Annotated in this window: 22 protein-coding genes; 10 read left to right on the forward strand and 12 right to left on the reverse strand. The window is 69.7% G+C overall.

The window, feature by feature from the left end:
* Positions 1–76 precede the first annotated feature (76 nt).
* The 3 genes from NQK81_RS24415 (at position 77) to NQK81_RS24425 (ending at position 2,690) form a co-directional block, all read left to right on the forward strand.
* Complete coding sequence (locus NQK81_RS24415; RefSeq protein ID WP_126736104.1) at positions 77–1,111, forward strand: LacI family DNA-binding transcriptional regulator; 1,035 nt, start codon at positions 77–79, stop codon at positions 1,109–1,111.
* An 88-nt stretch (positions 1,112–1,199) separates the two neighbouring features.
* Positions 1,200–2,069 (forward strand): LacI family DNA-binding transcriptional regulator, encoded by an 870-nt coding sequence (locus NQK81_RS24420; RefSeq protein ID WP_257483405.1) that lies wholly within the window; start codon positions 1,200–1,202, stop codon positions 2,067–2,069.
* A gap of 87 nt (positions 2,070–2,156) precedes the next feature.
* Positions 2,157–2,690, forward strand: coding sequence for a GNAT family N-acetyltransferase (locus NQK81_RS24425; protein ID WP_257483406.1), 534 nt, complete (start codon positions 2,157–2,159; stop codon positions 2,688–2,690).
* Between the two features lie 197 nt (positions 2,691–2,887).
* Here the strand turns inward: NQK81_RS24425 and NQK81_RS24430 are convergent, their stop codons facing one another.
* Positions 2,888–3,904, reverse strand: a complete 1,017-nt coding sequence (locus NQK81_RS24430; RefSeq protein ID WP_257483408.1) for a glycoside hydrolase family 76 protein — start codon at positions 3,902–3,904, stop codon at positions 2,888–2,890.
* 73 nt (positions 3,905–3,977) lie between these two features.
* On the opposite strand from NQK81_RS24430, the gene NQK81_RS24435 reads away from it, so the two are divergent.
* A complete protein-coding gene (locus NQK81_RS24435; RefSeq protein ID WP_257483410.1) occupies positions 3,978–6,113 on the forward strand; it encodes a molybdopterin-dependent oxidoreductase in 2,136 nt (711 codons plus the stop codon).
* A gap of 28 nt (positions 6,114–6,141) precedes the next feature.
* On the opposite strand, the gene NQK81_RS24440 is transcribed toward NQK81_RS24435, so the two are convergent.
* From NQK81_RS24440 to NQK81_RS24465, 6 genes are all read right to left on the reverse strand, one after another.
* Positions 6,142–6,795, reverse strand: coding sequence for a TrmH family RNA methyltransferase (locus NQK81_RS24440; RefSeq protein ID WP_257483411.1), 654 nt, complete (start codon positions 6,793–6,795; stop codon positions 6,142–6,144).
* A gap of 14 nt (positions 6,796–6,809) precedes the next feature.
* Positions 6,810–7,202 (reverse strand): DUF2784 domain-containing protein, encoded by a 393-nt coding sequence (locus NQK81_RS24445; protein ID WP_257483412.1) that lies wholly within the window; start codon positions 7,200–7,202, stop codon positions 6,810–6,812.
* A gap of 256 nt (positions 7,203–7,458) precedes the next feature.
* Positions 7,459–8,022 (reverse strand): orotate phosphoribosyltransferase, encoded by a 564-nt coding sequence (pyrE, locus tag NQK81_RS24450; RefSeq protein ID WP_016338130.1) that lies wholly within the window; start codon positions 8,020–8,022, stop codon positions 7,459–7,461.
* A 46-nt stretch (positions 8,023–8,068) separates the two neighbouring features.
* Entirely contained in the window at positions 8,069–10,603 is a 2,535-nt protein-coding gene (locus NQK81_RS24455; RefSeq protein ID WP_257483413.1) for an FtsX-like permease family protein, read from the reverse strand.
* Positions 10,603–11,361, reverse strand: coding sequence for an ABC transporter ATP-binding protein (locus tag NQK81_RS24460; protein WP_126736110.1), 759 nt, complete (start codon positions 11,359–11,361; stop codon positions 10,603–10,605). The genes NQK81_RS24455 and NQK81_RS24460 overlap by 1 nt, the downstream gene beginning before the upstream one ends.
* A gap of 71 nt (positions 11,362–11,432) precedes the next feature.
* Positions 11,433–11,915 carry a PepSY domain-containing protein gene (locus NQK81_RS24465; protein ID WP_257483414.1) on the reverse strand — a complete coding sequence of 161 codons (483 nt, stop codon included), beginning with the start codon at positions 11,913–11,915 and terminating at the stop codon, positions 11,433–11,435.
* A 60-nt stretch (positions 11,916–11,975) separates the two neighbouring features.
* On the opposite strand from NQK81_RS24465, the gene NQK81_RS24470 reads away from it, so the two are divergent.
* Positions 11,976–12,656 carry an MgtC/SapB family protein gene (locus NQK81_RS24470; protein WP_126736112.1) on the forward strand — a complete coding sequence of 227 codons (681 nt, stop codon included), beginning with the start codon at positions 11,976–11,978 and terminating at the stop codon, positions 12,654–12,656.
* 128 nt (positions 12,657–12,784) lie between these two features.
* On the opposite strand, the gene NQK81_RS24475 is transcribed toward NQK81_RS24470, so the two are convergent.
* On the reverse strand, positions 12,785–13,552 hold the full coding sequence (locus NQK81_RS24475) for an SDR family NAD(P)-dependent oxidoreductase (RefSeq protein WP_126736113.1): 768 nt from the start codon (positions 13,550–13,552) through the stop codon (positions 12,785–12,787).
* A 120-nt stretch (positions 13,553–13,672) separates the two neighbouring features.
* On the opposite strand from NQK81_RS24475, the gene NQK81_RS24480 reads away from it, so the two are divergent.
* On the forward strand, positions 13,673–14,806 hold the full coding sequence (locus tag NQK81_RS24480; protein ID WP_257483415.1) for a hypothetical protein: 1,134 nt from the start codon (positions 13,673–13,675) through the stop codon (positions 14,804–14,806).
* Between the two features lie 41 nt (positions 14,807–14,847).
* Here the strand turns inward: NQK81_RS24480 and NQK81_RS24485 are convergent, their stop codons facing one another.
* From NQK81_RS24485 to NQK81_RS24500, 4 genes are all read right to left on the reverse strand, one after another.
* The gene (locus NQK81_RS24485) at positions 14,848–15,558 is read right to left on the reverse strand and encodes a TtfA family protein (protein ID WP_126736115.1); all 711 of its coding nucleotides are present in this window, start codon (positions 15,556–15,558) and stop codon (positions 14,848–14,850) included.
* 505 nt (positions 15,559–16,063) lie between these two features.
* On the reverse strand, positions 16,064–18,661 hold the full coding sequence (gene clpB / locus NQK81_RS24490) for an ATP-dependent chaperone ClpB (RefSeq protein ID WP_126736116.1): 2,598 nt from the start codon (positions 18,659–18,661) through the stop codon (positions 16,064–16,066).
* Between the two features lie 88 nt (positions 18,662–18,749).
* Entirely contained in the window at positions 18,750–19,934 is a 1,185-nt protein-coding gene (locus tag NQK81_RS24495) for an MFS transporter (RefSeq protein WP_126736117.1), read from the reverse strand.
* Between the two features lie 75 nt (positions 19,935–20,009).
* Positions 20,010–20,474: a MarR family winged helix-turn-helix transcriptional regulator gene (locus tag NQK81_RS24500; RefSeq protein WP_126736118.1), complete on the reverse strand. Its 465-nt coding sequence runs from the start codon at positions 20,472–20,474 to the stop codon at positions 20,010–20,012.
* A 372-nt stretch (positions 20,475–20,846) separates the two neighbouring features.
* Between NQK81_RS24500 and NQK81_RS24505 the strand changes: the two genes are divergently transcribed.
* The 4 genes from NQK81_RS24505 to NQK81_RS24520 all read left to right on the forward strand — a co-directional run bounded on the left by NQK81_RS24505 (position 20,847) and on the right by NQK81_RS24520 (position 25,005).
* A complete protein-coding gene (locus NQK81_RS24505; protein WP_225950779.1) occupies positions 20,847–21,950 on the forward strand; it encodes a globin domain-containing protein in 1,104 nt (367 codons plus the stop codon).
* A gap of 448 nt (positions 21,951–22,398) precedes the next feature.
* A complete protein-coding gene (locus NQK81_RS24510) occupies positions 22,399–23,499 on the forward strand; it encodes a globin domain-containing protein (protein WP_257489831.1) in 1,101 nt (366 codons plus the stop codon).
* Between the two features lie 160 nt (positions 23,500–23,659).
* Complete coding sequence (locus NQK81_RS24515) at positions 23,660–24,412, forward strand: lytic polysaccharide monooxygenase (protein ID WP_126736119.1); 753 nt, start codon at positions 23,660–23,662, stop codon at positions 24,410–24,412.
* Complete coding sequence (locus tag NQK81_RS24520) at positions 24,409–25,005, forward strand: DUF305 domain-containing protein (protein ID WP_257483416.1); 597 nt, start codon at positions 24,409–24,411, stop codon at positions 25,003–25,005. Before NQK81_RS24515 ends, NQK81_RS24520 begins: the two co-directional genes overlap by 4 nt.
* The last annotated feature ends 152 nt before the right edge of the window (positions 25,006–25,157 follow it).

Consider the following 25,157-nt stretch of genomic DNA (forward strand, 5'->3'; position numbering starts at 1 on the left):
CCGGAAGGTAGACAGGGTTATGCTCAGTCGCAAGCGTTTGCGCAAACGCTTGCCAGCTGACTCCCGAGGATTGGTAATGCCGCCGTCTCGCTCGTCCCGCCCCACCCAACGCGACATCGCCGAACTGGCCGGCGTCTCGATCACCACCGTGTCCCACGTGGTCAACGGGACGAGGGCGGTGGCCGAGGACACCAAGCTGGCGGTCCTCCGCGCGATCGAGCAGACCGGCTACACCGGCGACGCCATCGCCCGCTCGCTGGTCACCGGCGGGACGCGGTCGATCGGCGTCGCGATCTCCCTCATCGCGAACCCGTACTTCGCCGTCCTGATCCAGGCGATCGAACGCGAAGCCGCGCTGGCCGGGTACACGGTCTTGCTCGCGGACACGCACGACACCGTCGACACCGAGCGCGAGACCGTGCGGACGCTGCGTTCGCGCCGGGTCGACGGGCTGCTGATCACGCCGTCGCCCGGCGACGGATCGGTGATCGGTGAACTCGTCTCGCTCGACGTCCCGACCGTGCTCATCGACCGGCTCTCCACCCGCACCGACGTCGACCAGGTCGGCGCGGAGAACATCCAATCGACGTCCGCGCTGACCGCGCATCTGGCGTCGCTCGGGCATCAGCGGATCGGCATGATCAGCGGCACCGCCGGGCTCAGCACGAGCGAAGAGCGCATCCTCGGCTACCGGCTGGGGCTCGGCCGCTCGGGTTTGACCTGGTCGGAGGAGCTGGTCGCGTGCGGCCAGTCCTCGCAGGCCGGTGGGGCGCTCGCGCTGAGCACGCTGCTCGCGCTGCCGGAGCCGCCGACGGCGCTGGTGGTCGCCAACGACACCATGATGGTCGGAGTGCTGCACGAGCTTCGGCGCCGAGGGCTGCGGGCGGGCGTCGACCTGCCGGTGGTGGTCTACGACGACGTCGAATGGGCCGATCTGGTCGATCCGCCGCTGACCACGATGGCGCAGCCGATCGAGGAGATAGGCACACAGGCGGTGCGTCTGCTGCTGGCCAGGATCAACGATCCGGCACGCAAGGCCCAGACGATGCGGATTCCGCCTACGCTCCGCCATCGCGCGTCCTGCGGATGCGCTCTCGTTCACTCACATTGATGATTGTTGGGAGACTTTCCGGTCTTGCCGCCGAGTGACGCTCGGTCAGCCGTTACCGTCATTCAAGCTCGAATGAAGGCGTGGAGCGATGACCGCACTGTCCCCGGCGTTACCCCTGTGGGAGGACACCCCTGTCACCCACCGGTTCGGGGTGGCCATGGCGATGCACGCGAACCCGTATTCGGGTGAACTGGTCCGCGCCATCCGCCGCGCCGCACGCCGTCACGGCTGCGAGATCACCCTCGCGGACACCGGAGACAGCGTCGCCGAAGAAGCCGCGGTCATCCGCGCGCTGCGGGCGGACCGCGTCGACGGGGTCTTGCTCGTCCCGGCGGCCGGCGACGAAGCGGTGATCAACGGGCTGGTCCGGATGGGCGTGCCGACCGTGCTCGTCGACCGGATGGCCGGCCGCAACGACGTCGACCAGGTCGGCTCCGAGAACATCCAGGCCGTGTGCGCGCTCGTGCGGCACCTCGCCGGACTGCGGCACCGCAAGATCGGCTTCATCTCGGGCGAAGAGGACATGACCACCTACGAGGAGCGGGCGCTGGGCTACCGCCTCGGCCTCGGCCGCTCCGGCCTCCGGTGGACGTCGCAACTGGTCGCGTGCGGGCAGTCGACGCCGGGCGGGGCCGCCGCCGCGACGGCGAAGCTGCTCGACAGCTGGCCGTCGCCGACCGCGCTCGTGGTGGCGAGCGAGGCGATGATGATCGGCGTCCAGTACGAGGCGCACCGGCTCGGCATCCGGATCGGGCGGGATCTCGCGATCGTCGGCTACGGCGACATGGAGTGGGCGGGACAGGTGACCCCGGCGGTCACCACGATGGCGCAGCCGATCGAGGAGATCGGGCGCAAGGCCGTCGAACTCCTGCTGGCCCGGATCACCGACCCGGAGCGACGACCCGAATCCGTACGGCTCGCGCCGCGCTTCATCCACCGGCACTCGTGCGGCTGCTGAATCACTACAGCGCCGATTGATCCTCAGCGGTGAAGAGTGCTTCGGATCTCGCTGGTGAGAAGCCCGCCGCCGGGTGATGATGGCGGAATGACCGACCTGTGGACCGTGCACACCGCCGACCTCGAAGCAGGCGTGCTGAGGGCGGCACGCGCTCTGCTGGACGACGCCTTCGACGGCGATTTCAGCGACCACGACTGGGAGAACTCGCTCGGCGGCATGCACACGCTCGTCTGGGAGAGCGGCGAGCTGATCGGGCACGCGTCACTGGTCCAGCGACGGCTCGTGCACGACGGACGGGTCCTCCGCACGGGTTATATCGAGGCGGTCGCCGTCCGGTCGGACCACCGGCGGCGCGGGCACGGCGCCGCGATGATGGACGCGCTGGAGCGGGTCCTGCGGAAGGCATACGACCTCGGGGCGCTTTCGGCGTCCGACGAGGCGCTGGAGTTCTACGCGTCGCGGGGCTGGCTGCTGTGGCGCGGTACTTCGTCGGCCATGACGCCTTCGGGTATCGAGGCGACGAAGGAGGACGACGGGTCGATCCACGTGCTGCCGGTGGGGGTCACCCTGGATCTGGACGGGGAGATCACCTGCGACTGGCGGTCCGGCGACGTCTGGTGACGCATTCAGTCCTCTAAATGCGGTCAGACATCGGCGGGCCAAGTCACGCTCCCGCCCACCGCTGACGTCGCGAAAGCCACTTTCGCGACGCCTGATGTCCCGAAAGTGGCTTTCGCGACACGTGCGCCCGGCCGTGGGGGGCGAGCCCAGGGGTCAGGACCGGGTCGTTCAGGGCGTCTGGTGACGCATTCAGAGGACTAAATGCGGGCGTCGAGGGTCGCGGCGGCCTCCAGCAGCATCCACGCGCTCACCTGGACGGACAAGTCGCGTTCGGGGGCATCACCCGCGAGCGGCAGCGAAGGCGCCGGAGTCGCCCAGTCGGCACTGAAGAGCGGCCCGTGCGGCGTCTCGGTGGCACCGGACCAGCACGCGTCAGCCGACCGGATGACCAGTTCGCGCGCGATCCCGCTCGGCAGCAGCGGCGCCGCGAGCGCCAGGTACCGGGCGAGGATCCCGGCGAACAATCCGCCGTCGCCGCCTTCCTGCCCCCGGATCACGCCGTTCGGGGCGACGTGTTCCGCGACCGCGTGGATCGTCCGCTCGACTCTGTCCATTTCGGACAGTTCGAGGCAGGCGCCGAGGTAAACCCCTTGGCAGTACGTGAAAATATGCTTGACCAGTTCGCCGCTGCCGACCCGCAGGCCGTCCCACACGAGTCCGGAATCCGGGTCGACGAGCCGCTCGGTCATCCAGCCGGTCAGACCACGCGCATGTTCGGCGGCGCCTTCGCGCGCGTGGAAGATCGCGGCCGGGCCGTTCGCGGGCGCGTTCTTGAAGTCGTCGCCGACGCGCCACCAGATCCCGCCGCCCGCGTCGTCGGTCCAGCCTTCGCGCAGCCGCGAACTGATCGCCTCCAGCCCGCCGCGGACGTCCAGCCCGAGATGTCCGACGCGTTGCAGCGCGAGGCCGAGCCAGGCGATGTCGTCGTAGTAGTCGTTGATCCACTTGCCGAAGTTGCGCAGCCGCACGGACACCACGAACCGGTCGATCAGCTTCAGCCGATCCGGTGAAGGGTCCCGCAGCTGGGCGTCGACGAGGGTGTCCAGCAGATGCGCCTGCCACCAGTAGTTCCAGTGCCAGTGGACGCGTTGTCCCGCCGACGGCGGCCAGCCGCTCCGGCCGAGCACGGTCCCGGGCAGCCCCCACACGCGGCGCAGATGCCGGTCGCGGATCGCGCGCTCGGCGATCGCGGCCCGGTCGGCGAGAGCAGTCATCGCGCCATCATCCCTTGCCCGGTGACATACCGCTCAGTATGTTGGGAGGACTCCCGAACCCGCGAGGTGCTGCATGACCACGGCGCACGTGACCTGCCCGCTCTGCGAAGCCACCTGTGGGCTGGAGGTGACGATCGACGAGAAGAGCCTGGTCACCCGCGTGCAGGGGGACCGCGAGGACGTCTTCTCCCAGGGCTACATCTGCCCGAAGGGCGCTTCGCTCGGCGCGCTGCATCATGATCCGGACAGGCTCACCGCGCCGCTGGTGAAACGCGACGGCGAGTTCGTCGAGGTCACCTGGGACGAGGCGTTCGCCGAGATCGACCGGCGGCTCCGGCCCATCATCGACGAGCACGGCAAGAACGCCGTCGCCGTCTACTCCGGCAACCCGACGGTGCACAACGCGGCGCTGGTGCTCTACGGCCGCGTGTTCTTCAAAGCCTTGGGCACCAGGAACTTCTACACCGCGACCACGGTCGACCAGATGCCGAAGCACTTCTCCTCCGGCTACCTCTTCGGCGACCCGCAGACCATTCCCGTCGCCGACCTCGACCGCACCGAGCACCTGCTCATCCTCGGTGCGAACCCGTTGGTGTCCAACGGAAGCCTGATGACCGCCCCGGACACCCGCGGGAGACTGCGCGGGATCCAGAAGCGCGGCGGCAAGATCGTCGTCCTCGACCCGCGCCGCACCCGGACGGCGCAGCTCGCCGACGAGCACCACGCGATCCGGCCGGGCACCGACGCTTTGTTCCTGTTCGCGCTGGTCAACGTCCTGTTCGCGGAGAACCGCGTCCGTCCCGGCGAGCATGTCGACGGTGTCGACGAGGTCCGAGCACTCGCGGAGCCCTTCACGCCGGAGGCGGTCGCGCCCGCGACCGGGATCGACGCCGCCGAGATCCGCCGCATCGCGCTCGAACTCGCGGACGCCGAACGCGCCGCGGTGTACGGCCGGATGGGGACGACGACGCAGTCGTTCGGCACGGTCGCGAGCTGGCTGGTCGACGTCGTCAACACGCTGACCGGCAACCTCGATCGCGAAGGCGGCGTGATGTTCCCGCTGCCCGCGCTCTGGCGGCCGCGCCGGTCCTCGCCGTTCACCAGCGGCCGCTGGACGAGCCGGGTGCGCGGGTATCCCGAGGTGCTCGGCGAACTGCCGGTGGCCACGCTCGCGGACGAGATCGAGACGCCCGGCGAAGGCCAGGTGCGGGCGCTGGTGACCATCAGCGGCAACCCGGCGCTGAGCACGCCCAACTCCGCGCGGCTCACGGAAGCGTTGCGGCAGCTGGACTTCATGGTCTCGCTCGACGTGTACCTCAACGAGACAACGCGGCACGCCGACGTCATCCTGCCCGGGCCGTCACCGCTGGAGCGGCCGCATTACGACGTCGCGCTGTACGCGCTCGCCGTCCGCAACGTCGCGAACTGGACACCGCAGGCGCTGGAGACCGAGATGCCGCAGGAGTGGGTGACGCTGCTGCGGCTGGCGGGGATCGCCGCCGGCCAGGGCCCGGACGTCGACGTCGCCACGTTCGACACGATGGTCGCGGGCGAGACGGCGCGGCGCACCGGCGTCGACCTGGCGCTCGCCGAAGGCCGCACGGGACCGGAGCGGATGATCGACCTGATGCTGCGCGGCGGGCCGTACGGGCTGAGCCTGGCCGACCTCGAAGCCGCCCCGCACGGCATCGACCTCGGGGCGCTGAAACCGCGGCTGCCGGAGGCGCTCGCCACCGCGAGCGGGAAGGTCGAGCTGGCGCCGGAAGCGATCACGAAGGACGTCCCACGCCTGCGCGCGGAGCTGGACAAGACGCCGAACGGCGGGCTGCTGCTGATCGGACGTCGGCACCTGAGCTCGAACAACTCGTGGATGCACAACCTGACGCCGCTGGTACGCGGCGGGAACCGGTGCACCGTCCAGGTTCACCCGGACGACGCCTCCCGCCTCGGACTGACCGACGGCGGGCTCGCGGCGGTGACGTCGCGGGCCGGGAAGCTCGAAGCGCCGGTGGAGGTCACGGCCGACGTCCGGCCAGGGGTGGTGAGCATGCCGCACGGCTGGGGTCACGACATCGACGGAACGCGGACGAAGGTCGCCGCCGCGCACGCCGGGGTCAACTCGAACCTGGTCGCCGACGAGACCCTGCTCGACGTCCCGTCGGGGAACGCCGTGCTGAACGGGATCCCGGTCGAGGTGACCCCCGTCTAGCCGCATTTCGCCCTCTGGACGCGAGAGGTCACCAGGCCTGGGAGAGGTCGGCGTGCTGCCGGACCCAGGCGTGCATGACGATCCCGGCGGCGACACCGGCGTTGATCGATCGGGTCGTGCCGAACTGCGCGATCGAGACCACCAGTGACGCCGTCTTCTGCGCCTCGGCCGACAGACCCGGCCCTTCCTGGCCGAACAGCAGGACACACTCGCGCGGCAGCTCGGCGGTCTCGACGGGCTGAGAGCCGGGGGTGTTGTCGACGGCGACCACGGCGAGCCCCTCCGTCGCGGCGAAGGTCAGCAGCCCGTCGACGTCTTCATGGTGGAGAAGGTGCTGGTAGCGGTCGGTGACCATGGCACCGCGCCGGTTCCAGCGCCGCCGTCCGACGATGTGCACCGCGGCGGCGGCGAAGGCGTTCGCCGTCCGGACCACGGTGCCGATGTTGTGGTCGTGCTGGAAGTTCTCGATCGCCACGTGGAACGGGTGCCGACGGCTGTCCACATCGGACACGATGGCCTCGCGCCGCCAGTAGCGGTACGGGTCGACGACGTTGCGGCGGTCACCGTTGGCCAGGAGTTCGGGGTCGTAGCGCTCGTCCGAGGGCCACTCGCCCTCCCACGGACCGACGCCGACCTCTTCCTTCGCCACCCATTCGGTGGGGCCGGCCTCGTTCTCAGTCACCCGGTGATTGTCACTCAGCCCATGCTGACGCGGTGCGCCGGTGCGTCCCCGTCGTGGTGGCGGTGACGCCAGCGCTGGTACGCGCCGATGTAGGAGATGATCACCGTCGCCATCGCGATCACGACGACGACCGGCAGCGACGAGCGCGGGAACACGGTGTCGTAGAGGTAGTAGGCGTTGAAGCCGCCGGGCAGATCGCCGAGACCCTGCTGGTGCCGGAAGTAGTTCTCCGCCGCCGTCAGCGGGCAGGGCCACGGAAAGACGTTGACGAGGACCCCCCATGCGGCGAAGAACACATGCACGAAGATCACCTTTGGCCACCGCCACGCGAGGAAACCACCGAATCCGATGAACAACAGCGCGAAAATATGCACCGCGACTGTCACGTTCGCCAGGAAACCCGTCACCTCAAGCCCCCTTTCACACCCCTACCTGCGACGTTACCCCTCTCGTATTGAGAAACGCTCACGAAAAAACGGGGCATCCTCCGTTCGCACAGAGGATGCCCCGTTCGGGAGGCTTTACTCTCAGGACAGCAGGCGGAGCTGGAAGACGTGGCCGATAGCAACCGAACACGTGAACCCGCCCGCCGAAGGCCCCGCTATCGCGGTGGCAGGGCGCCCTGCCGACGTCGATCGCGGACGCGGGTGCACCGTCAAACGGTCAGGACAGACCGAGATCGTCCTTGTTCAGAATGTAACGGTATTCGAGGCCTTCCTTCTCGATGGCCTCGCGCGCTCCGGTGTCCCTGTCGACGACGGTCGCGACGCCGACCACGTTCGCTCCGGCCTCGCGCAGCGCCTCGACGGCGGTGAGCACGCTGCCGCCGGTGGTCGAGGTGTCCTCGACGGCCAGCACGCGCTGCCCCAGCACCTCGACGCCTTCGATCCGGCGCTGCATGCCGTGTTCCTTGACGGCCTTCCGGACGACGAACGCGTCGAGCACGACGCCGTCGGTCGCCGCGGAGTGCAGCATCGCCAGCGCCACCGGGTCCGCGCCGAGGGTCAGGCCGCCGGCGGCGACGTAGTCCCAGTCGTGCGTGAGCTGGCGGAGCAGCTTCCCGATGAGCGGGGCGGCCGCGTGATGCAGCGTCGCCCGCCGGAGGTCGATGTAGTAGTCGGCTTCCTTGCCAGAGGACAAGGTCACCTTGCCGTGCACGACGGCCAGTTCACCGACCAGTCTCGCCAGTTCGAGTTTCGCCGCTTGATCAACACCGGGGTACGCCACGGCCGAGAGTCTTACACACGGCCCGCCGGGTCCTTCGAAGGTAGCTCTAGTCATTGCCGGCCGTCGCCGCGTCGACGGCCTGGCCGCGGGTCGCCGCCCAGGCCGGGACCAGGGTCGCCGCCAGCGCGAGCGCCGCGGCGAGCCCGATGATGGTCAGGTAGATCAGCGGGGATCCCATCGGCAGCAGGGAATCGGCCGCCACCAGGCAGAACGGGACGATCGAGCCGGCCGCGACGATGGTGCCGAGCACGATCCCGACCAGGGCGACGAGCCCGCCTTCGTACCCGGCCATCCGCAGCACCTGCGCCCTGGTCGAGCCGGTGAGCCGCTGGAGGCCGAACTCCCGGCGCCGCCGGACGGTCGCCATCACGAGCGTGTTCGCGACCGAAATCACCGTGTACGCGATGATCATCCCGACCAGCAGGTAGTTCACCCACGCGCCGACGGCCTGGTCCTTGTCGTGCGCCGCGACGAGCGCCGCCCGGTCGCCGACGGACACCGGCAGCCCGGCCGTCGCCTCGCGAAGCCGGTCGGTGAGCGCCGCCGGGTCGACGTCCGGAGCGGCGCGGACCAGCATCTGCGGGGCGAGCCCGGCGGTGGTGTGCGGCGCGAGGAGACCGGCCGGGAGCAGCAGGCTCTCGAAACCGGGGCGCTGGCCGGTCACCGCGACGACCTTGACGTCGACCGGCGTGCCGTCCCCGAGCCGCAGGCCCACGGTGTCGCCGACGCCGCGGCCGAAGTCCTTCGCGAAGACCTCGGGGAGCGCGACGGTCATGCCGGTCAGCGCCTTCAGGTCGCCCTGGACCACCTTGGTGTCGGTCGTCGCGCCCGCCCCGGAGGCCGTGAGGCCGACCGCCGGTCGCCCCTCGTCGGAGGAGTCGTACGGGTTTTCGAGGAACACGCTGCTGGTGACGTACTCGGACGCTCCGGCGACACCGGGCACGGCCTGGATCCGCTGGACGAGGTCCGGGGACAGCCCGCCGGCCGCGGAGGCGATCACGGCGTCGGCGCGGACGTCTTCGGTGAAGGCCTGGTTCGCCAGCTCCTGCTGGGTGGTCTGCAGGTAGATGTTCGCGGTCGCGATCCCGACGGCGAGCATGATCGGGGTGACCGCGCCCGCCGCCCGGACGATGCCCGCCCGGGTGTTGAGCACCGCGAGCCGGGCGTCGATCCCGCCGAGCAGGCGCATCGGCCACTGCAGGATCGCCGTCATCACCTTCGCGACGCCGGGGGTGATCATCGCGACGCCGAGCGCCCAGAGGATCACCGCGGGTCCGGCGGTGCTGGCCGCGATCGGGCCGGTCATCACAGCGACGGTCACGATGGCCAGCGCGGTGCCGCCGCCGAAGCAGAGCGCGGCGACGATGACGCGCGTCGGGGTCAGCCAGCGGCGGGTCACCGCGGCTTCGGCGAGCGCCTCGGTCGGCCGGATCTTCCCGGCGCGGCGGCCCGCGAAGAAGGCGGCGATGAACACCGCGAGCATCGCGGCCCCCGCGCCGACGACGGCGGGCAACCAGCCCTGGTAGAACCGCAGCACCGCGGGCACCACACCGTTCTCGACGAGCTGCCCGAACAACCATTCGCCGAGGAACGGGCCCAGTACCGCGGCGAGCGCGGTGGCGAGCAGGCCGACGGCCAGCGCTTCGCCGAGCACCATGCGCCGCAGCTGGCGCGGGGTCGTCCCGATCGCCCGCATCAACGCGAGTTCCCGTGAACGCTGCTGGGTGGACAGGCTCAGCGTGCTGGCGACGACGAACATCGCGACCATCACCGAAAGCCCGCCGGACACCGCGGCGATGACGATCAGGTTGGAGCCGCTCGAATCGGCTTCGGGGAATTCCGCGACGCCGCGGTCGATGCCGGTCAGGACGTTCGCCCCGGCCGCCACCTCGGCGACCTTCGCCCGCACCGCTTCGACGTCCGCGCCCGGCGTGGTGAAGACGCCGATGACGTCGGCCTTGCCGGGGTGTCCGGAGAGCCGGGCGGCGTCGGCGGCGGAGAAGAACACGGCGGCCTGCGTGATCGAACGCGGCGCACCGGCCACACCCGCGACGCGGAACGTTTCGGTCTTGCCGCGCGCGGCGACCTCGACGACGTCACCGGGCTTGGCCCCCGACGTGGATTCGACGACCACCTCGCCCGCGGCCGGCGGGGCACCCGCGGCCAGCGAATACGGGGTCAGGACGGCGGAGTCCCAAGCGTGGCCGAGGCCGGGCTTCCCGCCCGCCGCGAGCGGGAAGCTCACTTCACCGACGACGTTCGAGACGCCGGGAACGGACCGCAGCCGGGAGACCAGCCCGTTGTCGAGCCGGACGCGTTCGGGAAGACGCGCGTCTTCGAACTTGCGCTTGTCGTCGGCTTCGAGGGAGGCCGGATCCTCCTTGGGCAGCGCGAAGGTCTGGCCGCCGGTGACGAGGATCGGCGCGGCCGCGAGCCGCTGCGGCTCCGCGTTGCTGCGGATCCCGGTCTCCATCAGGCCACCGCAGGAGGCGACGATCAGCGCGCCGAAGAAGACGGCGATGAAGGTGCCGATGAAGCCGCCCTTGCGCAGGCGCAAGGTCCGGAAGGCGAGTCGCAGCATCACGCACCCGCCCTGACCGAGCCGCCCCAGGCACCCAGGTGGGTCATGCGTTCGGCGACGACGTCCGCGGTCGGCGCGTGCAGTTCGTCCGCGATCCGGCCGTCGGCGAGGAAGATGACGCGGTCGGCGTAGGAGGCGGCCATCGGGTCGTGGGTCACCATGATCACCGTCTGGCCGGTGCTGCGGACCGAGTCGCGCAGCAGCGCCAGGACCTCGGCGGCGGTGCGGGTGTCGAGCGCGCCGGTCGGCTCGTCGGCGAAGACCACCGCGGGCCGGGTGACCAGCGCCCGCGCGATCGCGACGCGCTGCGCCTGCCCGCCGGAAAGTTCGCCGGGCAGGTGCTTGCGACGGCCGGAAAGGCCGACGCGGGCCAGCATCTCCTCGACCACGCGGCGGTCCGGCTTGGCGCCGGCGAGCTGCTGCGGGAGCGTGACGTTCTGCTCGACGGTCAGTGCCGGGAGCAGGTTGAAGGCCTGGAAGATGAAGCCGACCCGGTCGCGGCGCAGCTTCGTCAGCTTCGTCTCGCTCATCCCGGCCAGCTCCTGCCCGTCGAGCACGACGGACCCCGACGTCGGCCGGTCCAGCCCGGCCGCGCAGTGCAGGAAGGTGCTCTTGCCTGACCCCGACGGGCCCATCACCGCGGTGAAACCGCCGCGCGGGAACGCCAGCGTCACCCCGTCCAGAGCGACGACGCCCTTGCCGTATTCCTTGCGGACGCCGTCGAGCCGGACCGCGTCACCGTTCCACCCAGTGTTCATGGGGAAAACACTAGGAATCCCAGGCCGGAAGCACCCTGGGGCGAGCGTCCGTCTCTCCGGTAGGGCGGGCCCTACCTGACCGCGCCGGTCCTGGCATCGACGTCGAGGTCGTGCTCGATCCCCTTGCCGTCGCGGAGCCCGACCTCCCAGACGAGGGTGCCGTCGGCGGCGTAGTCGACCTCCAGCTCGTCGAGTTCGCCCGGCTGACGTTGCTGCGCGGCCTGGAGCGCCTTGACCGCGTCGACGGCCGCCTGTCCGACCTTCGCCAAGTCGTCGCTCGGCTTGGCGGCCTGCTGCTTGCCGAGGACCTGGCCGCCGTCCGGGCTCACGCGCACCTTGTGTTCCTGCCCGTGTGACGCGACCTTGATCTCCCACCCGTCGTTCGCGGGCTCCACGTCGAACACCCGCCCGTCGGGCAATGCGCCTGCCGCCGTTTGGATCGCCTTCACCGGCTGGGCCGTGACCGGCCCCGGTGCCGCCGGGGCGGGCGCCGGTTCGGTGGAACACGCGGCCAGCGCCAGCACTCCCGCGATGACAACACGTGATGACTTCATGATCCACGCGTACCCGCCCGGCACGGGCTCGAACCGTCGTCAGGCCGATGGCACTGTGGGGTGATGGTCTCGAACGGACAGGGCTGGCTCCAGATCGGTGAGCTGACGACGGCGTTCGCGCTTTCGGCGGCGATCGGGCTGGAACGGCAGCTCAGGGGCAAGAGCGCCGGACTGCGGACCCAGACCATCGTGGGCACCGCGTCCGCGTTGATCCTTTTGGTCAGTAAGTACGGTTTCGGCGACATCCTCACGAGCGGGCAGATCGTCCTGGACCCGTCCCGGATCGCGGCGCAGATCGTCTCCGGTGTCGGGTTCCTCGGCGCCGGGCTGATCATCACCAGGCAGGGCGCGATCCACGGGCTCACCACGGCCGCCGCCGTCTGGGAGACCGCGGCCATCGGCATGGCGGCGGGCGCCGGTCTGCTGCTGCTGGCGGTCGTGGTGACGGCGCTGCATTTCGTGGTGGTGCTCGGTTTCACCTGGCTGACCGGGCACCTGCCCGGCGGCACGGGCACGACCAGGCTCCGCGTGAGTTACGTGGACGGGCAGGGTGTCCTGCGCGACCTGCTGGCGCTGTGCACGAGCCGCCGATGGTCGATCACGTCCCTGCGGATCACCGACGACCGCGACGGTGAGGTGACGGTGTCGCTCGACCTCACCGGACCCGATCACGCCGCCGCGCCCACCGTGCTCGCCGCGACCGACGGCGTTCGGTCGATCGAAACCGCCGACGACGATTAGGCGGCGCCCGGTAGGCGGCCCAATCAGGCACTGTCGTGTCGAGGCAAGGCAGCAGGTCGCGAAAGCCACTTTGGCAACCTTCAACTTTGCGAAAGTGGCTTTCGCAACGTCGAAACCGCCGACGACGATCAGGTGCGGCCCTTGCCGCCGAAACCGCCGCCGAGCTTGCGCAGCACCGCCCTCGGCAGCAGCCCGCCGACCGCGACGAGCACCTTGTACTGCAGGCTGGGCACCGAGATCACTTTGCCGCGGCGCAGATCCGCGAGCGCCTCGTCCACGACCTGTTCGACGCCGAGCCAGAACGCCTTCGGGCCCGGCTTGTCCAGTCCGGCCCGCTCGTGGAACTCGGTGCTGGTGAACCCGGGGCAGAGTGCCATCATGCGGACGCCGTCCGGCAGCGAGGCGGCGATGCCCTCGGTGAACGAGGTGACCCAGTTCTTGCTGGCCGTGTACGTCGAACCGCGGCCGCTGAAGAAGCCGGCGACCGAGCTGACGTTGATGATCGCGCCCTCGCCGCGGTCGATCATCCCCGGCAGCGCCGCGCGGGTCAGCCGCAGGACGGCGGTGACGTTGACGTCCAGCTGACGCTGCAGCGCGTCCGGCGGGATGGTCCAGAAATCGCCGTTGAGCCCGAAGCCCGCGTTGTTCACCAGCAGGTCCACCGGCGCTTCGGCCAGGCGGTCCTCGACAAGGGTCCGTCCGTCCACTTCGGACAGATCGGCGGGCAGGACCACGACGTCGACGCCGTGCGCCTCGACCAGTTCCGCGGCGAAACCCTCCAGCCGGTCGACGTCGCGGGCGACGAGCACGAGGTCGTAGCCCTCGTCGGCGAGCCTGCGCGCGAACTGCGCGCCGATGCCGGCGGTGGCGCCGGTGATCAGGGCGGTCTGTGTCATATCGGGAACCTACTCCTCGGTCGGGTCCGGGGAAGACGCTCGGCTGGGACAGGCGTGGGGGTCACCCACCGTGGGGATTTGACGTGCAACCGCCGGAGTCGGGAAGTATCGTCCGCCCCCATGGGGAAGCACAGCAGGCGAAAGCCGAGCTACCTGCCCAAAGTCGCGGTCGGCGCGGCGCCGCTGGCGCTGTTGTTCGCCGGCCCGGCCACCGCGCTCGCCACCCAGACCGATCCGTCGATCCCGCTTCCTCTCGATCACCAGCGCGAAGGCAGCCTGGATCGCGGAGTCGGCTTCACCAGCGAAGACGACACGACCGTCTTTCGCGGCTTCTTGACCAACACCGAACGGAACGTCTTCAGCAAGGACGTCGGCGACGCGAAGGCCATCGCGGACATCCGCCGCTCGGTGAGCGAGACCATCGAGACCCGCGACCGGGTCACGGCCGGTCCGGACAAGGTCGGCGCCCTCGCCGCGGCGAAGACGTCCGAGGCCGTCAAGCAGGGCCAGCGGGAAGCGGTGAAGGTCGACCGCTACGGCAGCGTCGTCGCCGGGAACGAGACCGAGCTCGAACGGACCGGTGCACGCCTGACCGAGGTCGCGCTCGACCCGCGCACCGGCGTCCCGACCCTTGTGTCCGAGGACAGCCGCGCCCTTCGCGTGGCCGAGGGGACCTATCACGCCGTTCGCCCGCTGCCCGGGGTCGGCGTCATCAACGAGTCCGAACAGCACACCGGCGGCACGCTCGACCGGGCTCTTCGGCTCGACGGCGGTTTCTCCGGTGACCTCGGCGGCGTGCTGGAGGCCGGGCGGTCGTCCGGGCACGCGGTCGACGTCGGCGATTTCGCCGCCGTCGGGTCGACTTCGGCGCAGCACGGCAACGGCCGGTTCAGCGGGGTCCTGCCGCTCGGCGTCGGCTCGGGCGCGGGTTACGGCCAGGAGCACGCCCTCGGCGGCACCATCGGCCCGTCGACCGGGCTGGTCACCACCGATCAGGACGTGAATCTGGCGCAGCACGGCGCCGGATTCACCGGCTCGGGTTCGCACACGATCAGCGGCGACCTCGGTATCGGTGACGTCGCGTCCGTCCGCGGCACCTCGACGTCCACCGTGCGCGGGGTCCTGCCGACCGCCGATCCCGCACAGGCAGGGCAGCTGACGCAGTCCGGGACGCTCGACCTGACCCTGCTCGGCCAGCCGGCGCACACCGGTTTCCTCGCCGGGGCGCTCCCGCTGGAGCTCGAACCGGCCTAGCCCGGACCCCGCCCCACCGCCACCCTCAAAGGCCAGGCTGACTAATTTCCGGGCTCGATGTCGTCGGCGGCCTCGGCCTGCCAGTGGCGGCCAGGGGTCGAGGCGTTGTCGTACTCCTCGTCGAACGGGTCCACGATGTCGGCGATCTCGCCGAGGTCGCGCAGCAGCCGCTCGAGCCGCGACGGCCCGGCGTTCGGGGCGACGCTCGCGAGCACCCACTCGTTCTCCAGCCACGCCACGCCGACGTCGCCGCCGAGCGAGTCCGCCGCGTCGACGAGATCCTGCGTGATCACCTTGCGGGCGCCCTCGGAGTCGTCCGCGAAGGCGTACCGCTGACCGATCGGGCCGAGCATCTCGGGCATGTCCTGGCGCTGGAACGGCACGCTGGACAGCCACATCTCCAGCGGCACCTCGTGCACGCGGTTGCACCGCACGGCGACCACGACCGCCGGGATCTGGCCCTCGGTCTCGATGTCGAAGATGAAGACGGGACGCCGCCCGTCGGAGGTGAAGGTCGACCCGGCGACGACGTTGACCGCCAGCTGGGCACCGAAGTACCCGATCGCGCCGTTGGACCACTGCCGCGGCAACCGTTCGTCCTCTTCGACGAACTGCCAGCCGCGCAGCTCGGCCCAGCGCATGCGCTCGCGATTGCGCGAGCCCTCCTTCGCCCGGTCGGCCGCGAGCAGCGCCAGCCCCGCCACCAAGGCGACGGCGGCGATGACGAACCAGATCCACGCCGGAATACCCACGCCGGTCAGGGTATCCCCCTGCCCTCACCGGATGTGACCGCCGGGCGCCGTGTCGCGCCACCCCTTTCGGTGCCGCGCCCGGGAAAGACCACGAAAGACGCGGTGAAAGGTCGACAAATCGCCGTGTCGCCAAGGCTGGGAACGGTCCGTTCCTCCGCGCACGCGTGACCGGACGGACGACACGCGTGCGGGGATGGACGACTCGCGTGATCGGGCGGACGACACGCGTGCGGGGATGGACGACTCGCGTGACGGACGGACGACTCGCGGCTGGAACCCTGACCGCGGCGTGTCGTCCATCCGTCCTTGCTCACCCGAGTACATGAAGGCCCCCTTCTTTGCGCCTGGCGCAAAGAAGGGGGCCTTCATGTACTGCGGGGTCCTGCTGGGCGACGCGCCCCGCCGCGTTGCGAAAGCCACTTTCGCAACGTTGAAGGTTGCGAAAGTGGCTTTCGCAACGTCGGCCGCGGCCGGGCCAGGTGATCCCGGCCCCACTCACGAGGACTCAGTCCACCCGCGTGACCGTCAGCGCCTCCGACGCCTCCTGGGCCGGGATGTCCACCCGGACCGTGTCGCCGTCCCGGATCTCACCGGCCAGCAGCTGTTTCGCCAGCTTGTCGCCGATCGCCGACTGCACCAGCCGCCGCAGCGGCCGTGCGCCGTAGATCGGGTCGAAGCCGTTCAGCGCGAGCCACTCGCGGGCCCCGTCGGTGACCTCCAGCGTCAGGCGGCGCCGCGACAGCCGCGTGGCGAGCCGCTCGATCTGGATGTCCACAATGGACGTCAGCTCGTCGGTGCCCAGCGCGTGGAAGACCACGATGTCGTCCAGCCGGTTCAGGAACTCCGGTTTGAACTGCCGCTGCACCACCGACATCACCGCGTCGTTGCGCTGACGCTCGTCGAGCGACGGGTCGGCGATGGCCTGCGAGCCCAGGTTCGACGTCAGCACCAGGATCGTGTTGCGGAAGTCGACCGTGCGGCCCTGGCCGTCGGTGAGGCGCCCGTCGTCGAGCACCTGAAGCAGCACGTCGAACACGTCCGGGTGCGCCTTCTCGACCTCGTCCAGCAGCACCACCGAATACGGCCGCCTGCGCACCGACTCGGTCAGCTGGCCGCCCTGGTCGTAGCCGACGTAGCCCGGAGGCGCCCCGACCAGGCGCGCCACCGAATGCTTCTCGGCGTACTCGCTCATGTCGATCCGCAGCATCGCGCGCTCGTCGTCGAACAGGAACTCGGCCAGCGCCTTCGCCAGCTCGGTCTTGCCGACACCGGTCGGGCCGAGGAACAGGAACGAACCGGTCGGCCGGTCGGGGTCGGCGACGCCCGCCCGGGTGCGGCGCACCGCGTCCGAGACGACCTGCACGGCCTCCTTCTGCCCGACGACCCGCTTGCCGAGCTCCTCCTCCATCCGGAGCAGCTTGCCCGTCTCGCCTTCCAGCAGCCGCCCGGCCGGGATGCCGGTCCACGCGCTGACCACGTCGGCGACGTCGTCCGCGCCGACCTCTTCCTTGAGCATGACGTTCTGCTGGCTGACCTCGCTGGCCGCGGTCGCGGCCTCGAACTCCTTCTCCAGCGCGGGAATCCGGCCGTAGCGGAGTTCGGCGGCCTTGCCGAGATCACCGTCGCGTTCGGCGCGTTCGGACTCGCCGCGCAGCTGCTCCAGCTGCTCCTGAAGTTCGCGGACGCGTTCGATCGAGCCCTTTTCGTTCTGCCAGCGCGCGGTCAGCGCCGTCAGCGTCTCCCGCTTCTCGGCCAGCTCCGAGCGCAGCGCGGCAAGGCGTTCCTTGGAGGCGGCGTCGTCCTCTTTGGACAACGCCATCTCCTCGATCTCCATCCGCCGCACGGCGCGCTCGACCTCGTCGATCTCGACCGGCCGCGAGTCGATCTCCATGCGGAGCTTCGACGCGGCCTCGTCGACCAGGTCGATCGCCTTGTCCGGCAGGAACCGGGCGGTGATGTAGCGATCGGACAGGGTCGCGGCGGCGACCAGCGCGGCGTCGGTGATGCGCACACCGTGGTGCACCTCGTACCGCTCCTTGAGCCCGCGCAGGATGCCGATGGTGTCCTCAGTGGACGGTTCGCCGACCAGCACCTGCTGGAAGCGCCGCTCCAGCGCGGCGTCCTTCTCGATGTGCTGGCGGTACTCGTCGAGCGTGGTCGCGCCGACCATCCGCAGCTCACCGCGGGCGAGCATCGGCTTGATCATGTTGCCGGCGTCCATCGCGCCCTCGCCGGTCGCGCCGGCACCGACGATGGTGTGCAGCTCGTCGATGAAGGTGACGACCTCGCCCGCGGAGTCGGTGATCTCCTTGAGCACGGCCTTCAGCCGCTCCTCGAACTCACCGCGGAACTTGGCGCCCGCGACCATCGAGCCGAGGTCGAGCGCCACCACGCGCTTGCCACGCAACGACTCCGGCACGTCACCGGCGACGATGCGCTGGGCGAGCCCTTCGACGATGGCCGTCTTGCCGACGCCGGGTTCACCGATGAGCACCGGGTTGTTCTTGGTGCGGCGCGAGAGCACCTGCACCACGCGGCGGATCTCGGTGTCGCGGCCGATCACCGGGTCCAGCTCGCCGGCGCGGGCGCGCTCGGTCAGGTCGACGCCGTACTTCTCCAGCGCCTTGAACGTGCTTTCGGGATCCGCGCTGGTGATCCGCGCGGAGCCGCGCACCTTGGCGAACGCCTCGCGCAGCGCGTCGGGGGTGGCGCCGTGCCGCTTGAGCAGCTCGGCCACCGGCCCGCCTTCGGTGGCGAGGCCGACGAGGAGATGCTCCGTCGAGACGTACTCGTCGCCGAGTTCGGTCGCCAGCTTCTGGGCGTGCGTCAGCGCCTTGACCGCGTTCGTGTCGAACTGCGGGCTCGACACGGTGGCGCCCGTCGCCGACGGCAGCGCCGCGATCAGCGGCTCCAGCTCCTTGTGCACCTGCGCCGGATCGGCCCCGACCGCGGTCAGCAGCGGTGCGGTGAGCCCCTCACCCTGCGCCAGCAGGGCGCCGAGCAGGTGCGCGGCCGCCACGTGCGGGTTGCCCGCCATCGTGGCCGCCTGCGCCGCCGACGAGATCGCCTGCTGGGTCTTCGTGGTCGGGTTGAAAGCGTCCATCCCTCACCTCGTACTAGGTCGTGCAAAAGCTTGTCGACAGGTACAACGTCAGCAAAGTTGAGTCTGTTCCGCTCAACCTTGAAAAGTTTCAGCCCCCGGTCGGGGAGACGGCCTCCGCGGGCAGACGCGGGCCCACCCGGCCGAGGCCGACCACGGCGGTACAGGCGCACGCGGCCACGAGCACCCACGGGATCCAGACTGCCACGGAGAACAGCGCCACGACGGCCGGAGCGATCACCGCGGCGAGCGTGAACGCGTACTGGAAGGCCGCCAGATACCGGCCTCGCGCCTCCGGCGGCGCCGCGGCTTCGGCCAGCGCCCCGGAGCGCGGGCCGAACGCGAGATCGCCCGCGGCCAGCACGAGGGTCGCCCCGAGCAGGTAAACCGGCTGGAAGACCTTCGGCACGAACACCACCGCGAGGCACGCCAGGCACCACACCGCGAACAACGCCGAGCCCGCGCGCATGGCGGCGATCCGGGTCAGCTTCCGGGTGAGCCGCAATCCGACGACTCCACCCAGACTGGTGACGACGGTGAGCAGCGCGATGATCGCGCCGGGGAGCCACCGGGGCCCGTGCAAGGCGTTGAAGACGTACACCGGCATCCCGATGAGGAAGAAGTCCATCGTGAGCGCGAAGAGGCCGCTGAAGACGATGAGCGCCAGGTACGGGCGGTTCCGCCAGACCCGCGCGGGCCCCGAGCAGCGCCGTGGGTGCCGCGGGGCGGGGGTGACCAGCGTCGAAAGGATGGCCGCGGCGATGACGAAGGTCGCGACGTCGACCATCACGGCGACGTACAGCCCTTCGCGCCCGATCCACACCAGAAGCCCGGCCGCCGCGAGCCCGCCCAGCCCGAAGCCGGCGGAGCGCACCATCGCGGCTTCGGCGAACGGGCGGTCCTTCGGCCCTTCGCCGGCGACGTCGGCGATGAGCGAGAACTGCGAGCTGTAGAACAACTGCTGCCCGGCCGCGAGCATGACGGTCGCGCCGACGACACCGGCGAACCCGTCGGCCAGCAGGAAGGCGCTCGCTCCGGCGGCCTGCAGGACGTGGGAGCAGATCATCACCGTCCGCGGGCCGATCAGGTCGACGAGGCGACCCGCGATGGCCGGGACGAGCAGACCGGCGAACGCACCGAGAGTGACCGCGGTCCCCGCCTGGGCGAGGGGCAGACCCACCACACGGATGACGAAGACCAGCCCGAGCGGAAGGAAAAGTCCCGAGCCGAAGTTGTCGATTCCCAAGGCGACCAGCAACGCGACCCGGTTACGCACCGATACGACGCTACCGGCGTCACGGCGCTACGAAAGGTCCGTTCAGTCAAGACCGGCGGGTAGGAACGGCCGCCGTCAAACGTCGCAGGTCCGCACGGACAGGGCGGCGCGGACGTCGGCGTTCATCTCGGCCAGGCGCGTGGTCAGCTCGAGGACCTTTTCGTCGTCCCAGTCACCGAGCGCGCGCTCCATGAACTCCAGGTACCCGGCCCGCCTGCGGCCCAGTTCCGCGCGCCCGCGCTCGGAGACGCTGATGATCGACGCGCGGCCGTCCTCGGGCGCCGGACGGCGGTCCACCATGCCCGCCGCGGACAGCTGGGAGATTTGACGACTGATGACCGAAAGGTCCACAAAGCGTCGTTTGGCCAATTCGGAAGGCCGCGCCTCGCCGTGCTTCGCCAGATCCGACAGCAGCATCGCGGCCGCCGGGTGCAGGCCGGGGTCGTCCTGCCAGGCCTGCATTATCCAGGCGTGCTGCAGCTGGGAGGCGGCCTTCAACTCACGCATCAGTTCGACTCTGGCGTCGTCGGCGGAGCTCATCGGTCCCTCCTGGCTACTTGTACAGTACAACTTTATTCGGCGACACTTGCGTAAGACAACTATTTACCTCGTGAGATCGCCCACTGCCGACCGGTTTCGAGTACACCCGTCCGGAGCAACGATGCGGGCAAAAGGGCTCTCGGCAGCTAGTCTCGCGAACGAGCCGGAATGAGCCGACCGGCCCGACAGCCACTGACCGGAGAGGTGAATGATCCGTGAATTCTTCTCCAGTGGTCCCTCGTACGTGAACCTGGGGAACCGTCTTCCGGCATGCGCTACCCGATCAGCGACTCCCAGCCCGTGACGGCCGACGCGGTCAGCCCGGTCCCGCGGTCTTCGGCGCCGCGCGAAGCCCCGCCCGCGGTGACCGCGATGGTGCGGCTCATCCGGGACACCTGGGCGAAGTCGGAGCCCTTCATCCCGGAGATCTCCCAGTTCTTCTACGGGATGCTGTTCACCCTCGCGCCGGCGACCCGCGACTTCTTCCCGATCAACATGGAGGTCCAGCGCGGCAGGCTGGTCCGCGCGCTCGTCCACATCGTGCAGATGGTCGACCGGCCCGACGACCTGGTGCCGTTCCTGACCCAGCTCGGCCGCGACCACCGCAAGTTCGGCGTCATCCCGCGGCATTACGAGGCCGTCGGCACCGCGCTGCTCGCCTCGCTCAAGAACCACCTCGGTCCGGACTGGACACCCGAGGTCGAACGGGCCTGGGCGGAGGCGTTCACCATCGTCGCCCGCGCGATGCAGGAGGCCGCCGCGGCCGACGTCAACCCGGCGTCCTGGTCGGCCACCGTGCTCGAACACCGGCGGCTCACCTGGGATCTCGCCCTGGTCCGCGTCCAGCCGGAATTCCCGGTGCCGTACCAGCCCGGTCAGTACATGAGCGTCGAAGTACCGCAGCGGCCACGGCTCTGGCGCTACCTGTCGCCGGCGAACGCGCCGCGCGAGGACGGCGGCATCGAGTTCCACGTGCGCGCCGTCGACGGCGGATGGGTGTCACGCGCCATCGTCAGCCACACCCAGCCCGGCGACGTCTGGCGGCTGGGGCCGCCGCTCGGCAGGCTTTCGGTCGACCGGACCGACGGCCGCGACGTCCTGATGATCGCCGGTGGCACCGGCGTCGCGCCGTTGCGCGCCATCCTGGACGATCTCGCGCAGTGGGGCGAGAACCCGAAGGTCCAGTTGTTCTACGGCGGACCGTCGCGTGAGGACCTTTACGACCTCGACGAGTTGCGCGCCCTCGCGGCCACCAACCCGTGGCTCACCGTGACCCCGGTGGTCGAACGCGGTGAAGAGGCCCCCGGCTGCGTGCAGGGCACACTCGCGGAAGCCGTTACCCAGCAAGGATCCTGGCCGGGTCACCGGATCCTCGTCGCCGGTTCGCCCGCGATGATCCGCGCGACGGTGTCCCGGATGCTGGTCGCGGGCAGCGCGCTGGACCAGATCGCGTACGACCCGTTCACCATCGACTAGCAATTCGATTCCGCAATGGTGATCAGTCACCGGCCGCATACCGTTACGTGACCCCGTAATCACGGAGAAAAACCCACCCGATCGGCGGATCACGCTTTCGCCCAGGCGTGGCGAAAACCACTGGTGGGCAAGGGAAATCCGGCCTGCTTGATCACCTTTACTTAGTGCCAGACGGGGTTGACGGCGCGTATATCGTTTGCTCCGTTCGAGCGGGAAACAACCATTCTTGGATCCTTTCGCGACGTTCGGGCATACAGTCGGGAACCCGCGGGGGAACACGAGCACGATGACATCGGGTCTGGAGAATATGCCCGATCCAACTGGAGAAAATCGTTCACCCATGACTGCCGAAACCGTGAAATACGAGCATCCACCGAGTCCGTCGAGATCTTCACCGATTCCCGTCCCGCCCTTGATCGAAACGCCGTCGGCGGACAAGACCGTCGAGATGGCCAAGCTCATCAGGGAGAGTTTCGCCGCCGTCGAAACGAAAGCCGAGGAGTTGTCCCAGTACTTCTACGGCGTGCTCTTCTCCGTTTCGCCGGACGCCAGGGCGTTGTTCCCGATCAACATGGCCACGCAGCGAAATCGTTTGCTGCGCGCACTCGTCTACGTCGTCCAGATGGTGGACCGGCCCGACGAACTGGCCACGTTCCTCGGGCAACTCGGCCGGGACCACCGGAAGTTCGATGTCCTCGGCCGTCATTACGACGCCGTCGGTGTCGCGCTGATCGCCGCGCTCAAGAGATTCCTGAAGGACGACTGGACGCCGGAACTGGAGGACGCCTGGGTCACCGCGTACGGCGTCATCTCGAAGAACATGCGCGAGGCCGCGGGCAAGGAGATCGGGCCCGCGTGGTGGAGGGCGACCGTCGTCGAACACCGTCTCGTCACCCGCGACGTCGCCGTGATCAAGGTGCGCACCGAGCAGCCGCTCCCGTACCGGGCCGGCGGTTACGTCAGCGTCGAAGTCCCGCAGCGGCCACGGATGTGGCGGTATTTCTCGCCCGCCACCGCGCCGCACGACGACGGGACGATCGAGTTCCACGTGCACGCCGTGCGCGGCGGCTGGGTCTCCCGCGCGATCGTCCACCACACCCGGTCCGGCGATGTCTGGCGGCTCGGCCCGTCGCTCGGCGCGCTTTCGGTGCACCACACGGAAAGCCGTCCGCTGCTGATGATCGGTGGCGGCACCGGCGTCGCGCCACTGCTCGCCCTGCTCGACGACATGTCGCGCTGGAAGAACAACCCTCCGGTGCACCTGTTCTTCGGCGGCCGCCGACCGGAAGACCTCTACGCCCTCGACGAGCTCCGCGGGCTGACCGTCACCTGCCCTTGGCTGACGGTGACCCCGGTGACCGAGGAAGGCACCATCGCCGGCGGCGACCGCGGCACGCTGGCCACGGCGGTCACCCAGCGCGGCGCCTGGAAGGACCGTGACGTGTACGTCGCCGGGTCGCCGTCGATGATCCGGGCGACGATCGCGAAACTGCTCGCCGCGGGCACGGATCTGGCGCGGATCAAGTACGACCCCTTCACCCTGGACTGAGCCGGTGCGCCGTTCGTATTAGGCCGATCGGCTGTTCCACCTGGGCTCGACGCAGCAGTAGGTCAGTGAATCATTGACCGCGGTCACCGGCGGATTTATGGTCTAGACCACATTGCTCCCCCTCACGGGAACACCGTCGTTCCATCCCCCAGGAGCCGGCATGACCGTCAAACGCAAGCTCGTGGCAGCCGCCGCCGGTGCGATCCTCGCCCCGATCGCCATCGTCGCCATCCCCCAGGTGGCCAGCGCCCACGGCTACGTGCTGTCCCCGCCAAGCCGCCAGGCGAACTGCGCCCAGGGCAAGGTCTCCGGCTGCGGCGCGATCGTCTACGAACCGCAGAGCGTCGAAGGTCCGAAGGGGCTCCGCAGCTGCAACGGCGGCCTTCCCGGATTCGCCGAGCTCAACGACGAATCGAAGCCGTGGCCCGCCGCGTCGGTCGGCAACAGCGTGACCTTCAACTGGAAGTTCACCGCCTACCACCGGACCACGAACTACGAGTACTACATCGGCGGCACCAAGATCGCCGACATCAGCGGGAACAACTCCGCGCCGAAGGACCCGACGTCGCACACGGTGAGCCTGGCCGGCTTCAGCGGTCGCCAGAAGGTGCTCGCCATCTGGAACATCGCGGACACACCGATGGCCTTCTACAGCTGCATCGACCTGCAGATCGGCGGCGGCAACCCGCCCACGACGTCGAACCCGCCGACGACCAGCAACCCGCCGACCACGTCGAACCCGCCCACCAGCACCACCAACCCGCCCGCCGGCGGCACCTGGGCGGCCGGGACGTCCTACACGGTCGGCAGCACGGTGACCTACGGCGGCGCCACCTACCGGTGCCAGATGGCGCATACGGCGATCCAAGGCTGGGAACCGCCGAACACGCCCGCGCTGTGGACGCGCCAGTGAAGCTGGCCCTCGTTCTCGTCGCCGGTCTCGTGGCCCTCGCGGGCTGCGGGTCCGGCGACGGCTCACCGACCAACGCCGGCGCCCCGATCTCCCCGGTCCCCCAGTCGGCGGCGGCGTCCGCGCAGTACAACGACGCCGACGTGATGTTCCTGCAGATGATGATCGCCCACAACGACCAGGGCGTGGAGATCGTCAAGCTGGTGAAGACCAAGCAGGGGCAGAAGCAGGAGCTGACGAATCTCGCGGCCGCCATCGAGGCGACGCAGCAGACCGAGACCACCGACATGCGGAACTGGCTGAAGGCCTGGGGCAAACCCGAGACGGGCTCGGCGGATCCGCACGCGCACCACCATCACGGCGGCGACGGGCTCACCGACAAGGGACTGCTCGAAGCACTGTCCAAAAAGGATGGTGCGGAGTTCAGCCTCGACTTCGCCGACATCTTCGTCGCGCACCAGCACAACGGGGTCGCGCTGGCGAGGACCGAACTGAAGGACGGCAAGAACCCGGAGGCGAAGGCGCTGGCCCAGCGGATCATGGACTCGCGCACCGGCGAGGTCCAGCAGATCCGGACCCTGGTGCCCGGCCAATGACGCGTTTAGTCCTCTGAAGGCGTTCGTGAGAGGCAAAAGCGACTGTGTCGCGAAAGCCACTTTCGGGACATCAGACGTCGCGAAAGTGGCTTTCGCGACACGTCTCGGGCGCGAGGTTCACGAACAGGGGCAGGTCGGCTGCATAGCGCAAG

Origin of the sequence: Amycolatopsis roodepoortensis (genome assembly GCF_024628825.1) — a bacterium.
Taxonomy (GTDB): Bacteria; Actinomycetota; Actinomycetes; order Mycobacteriales; family Pseudonocardiaceae; genus Amycolatopsis; species Amycolatopsis roodepoortensis.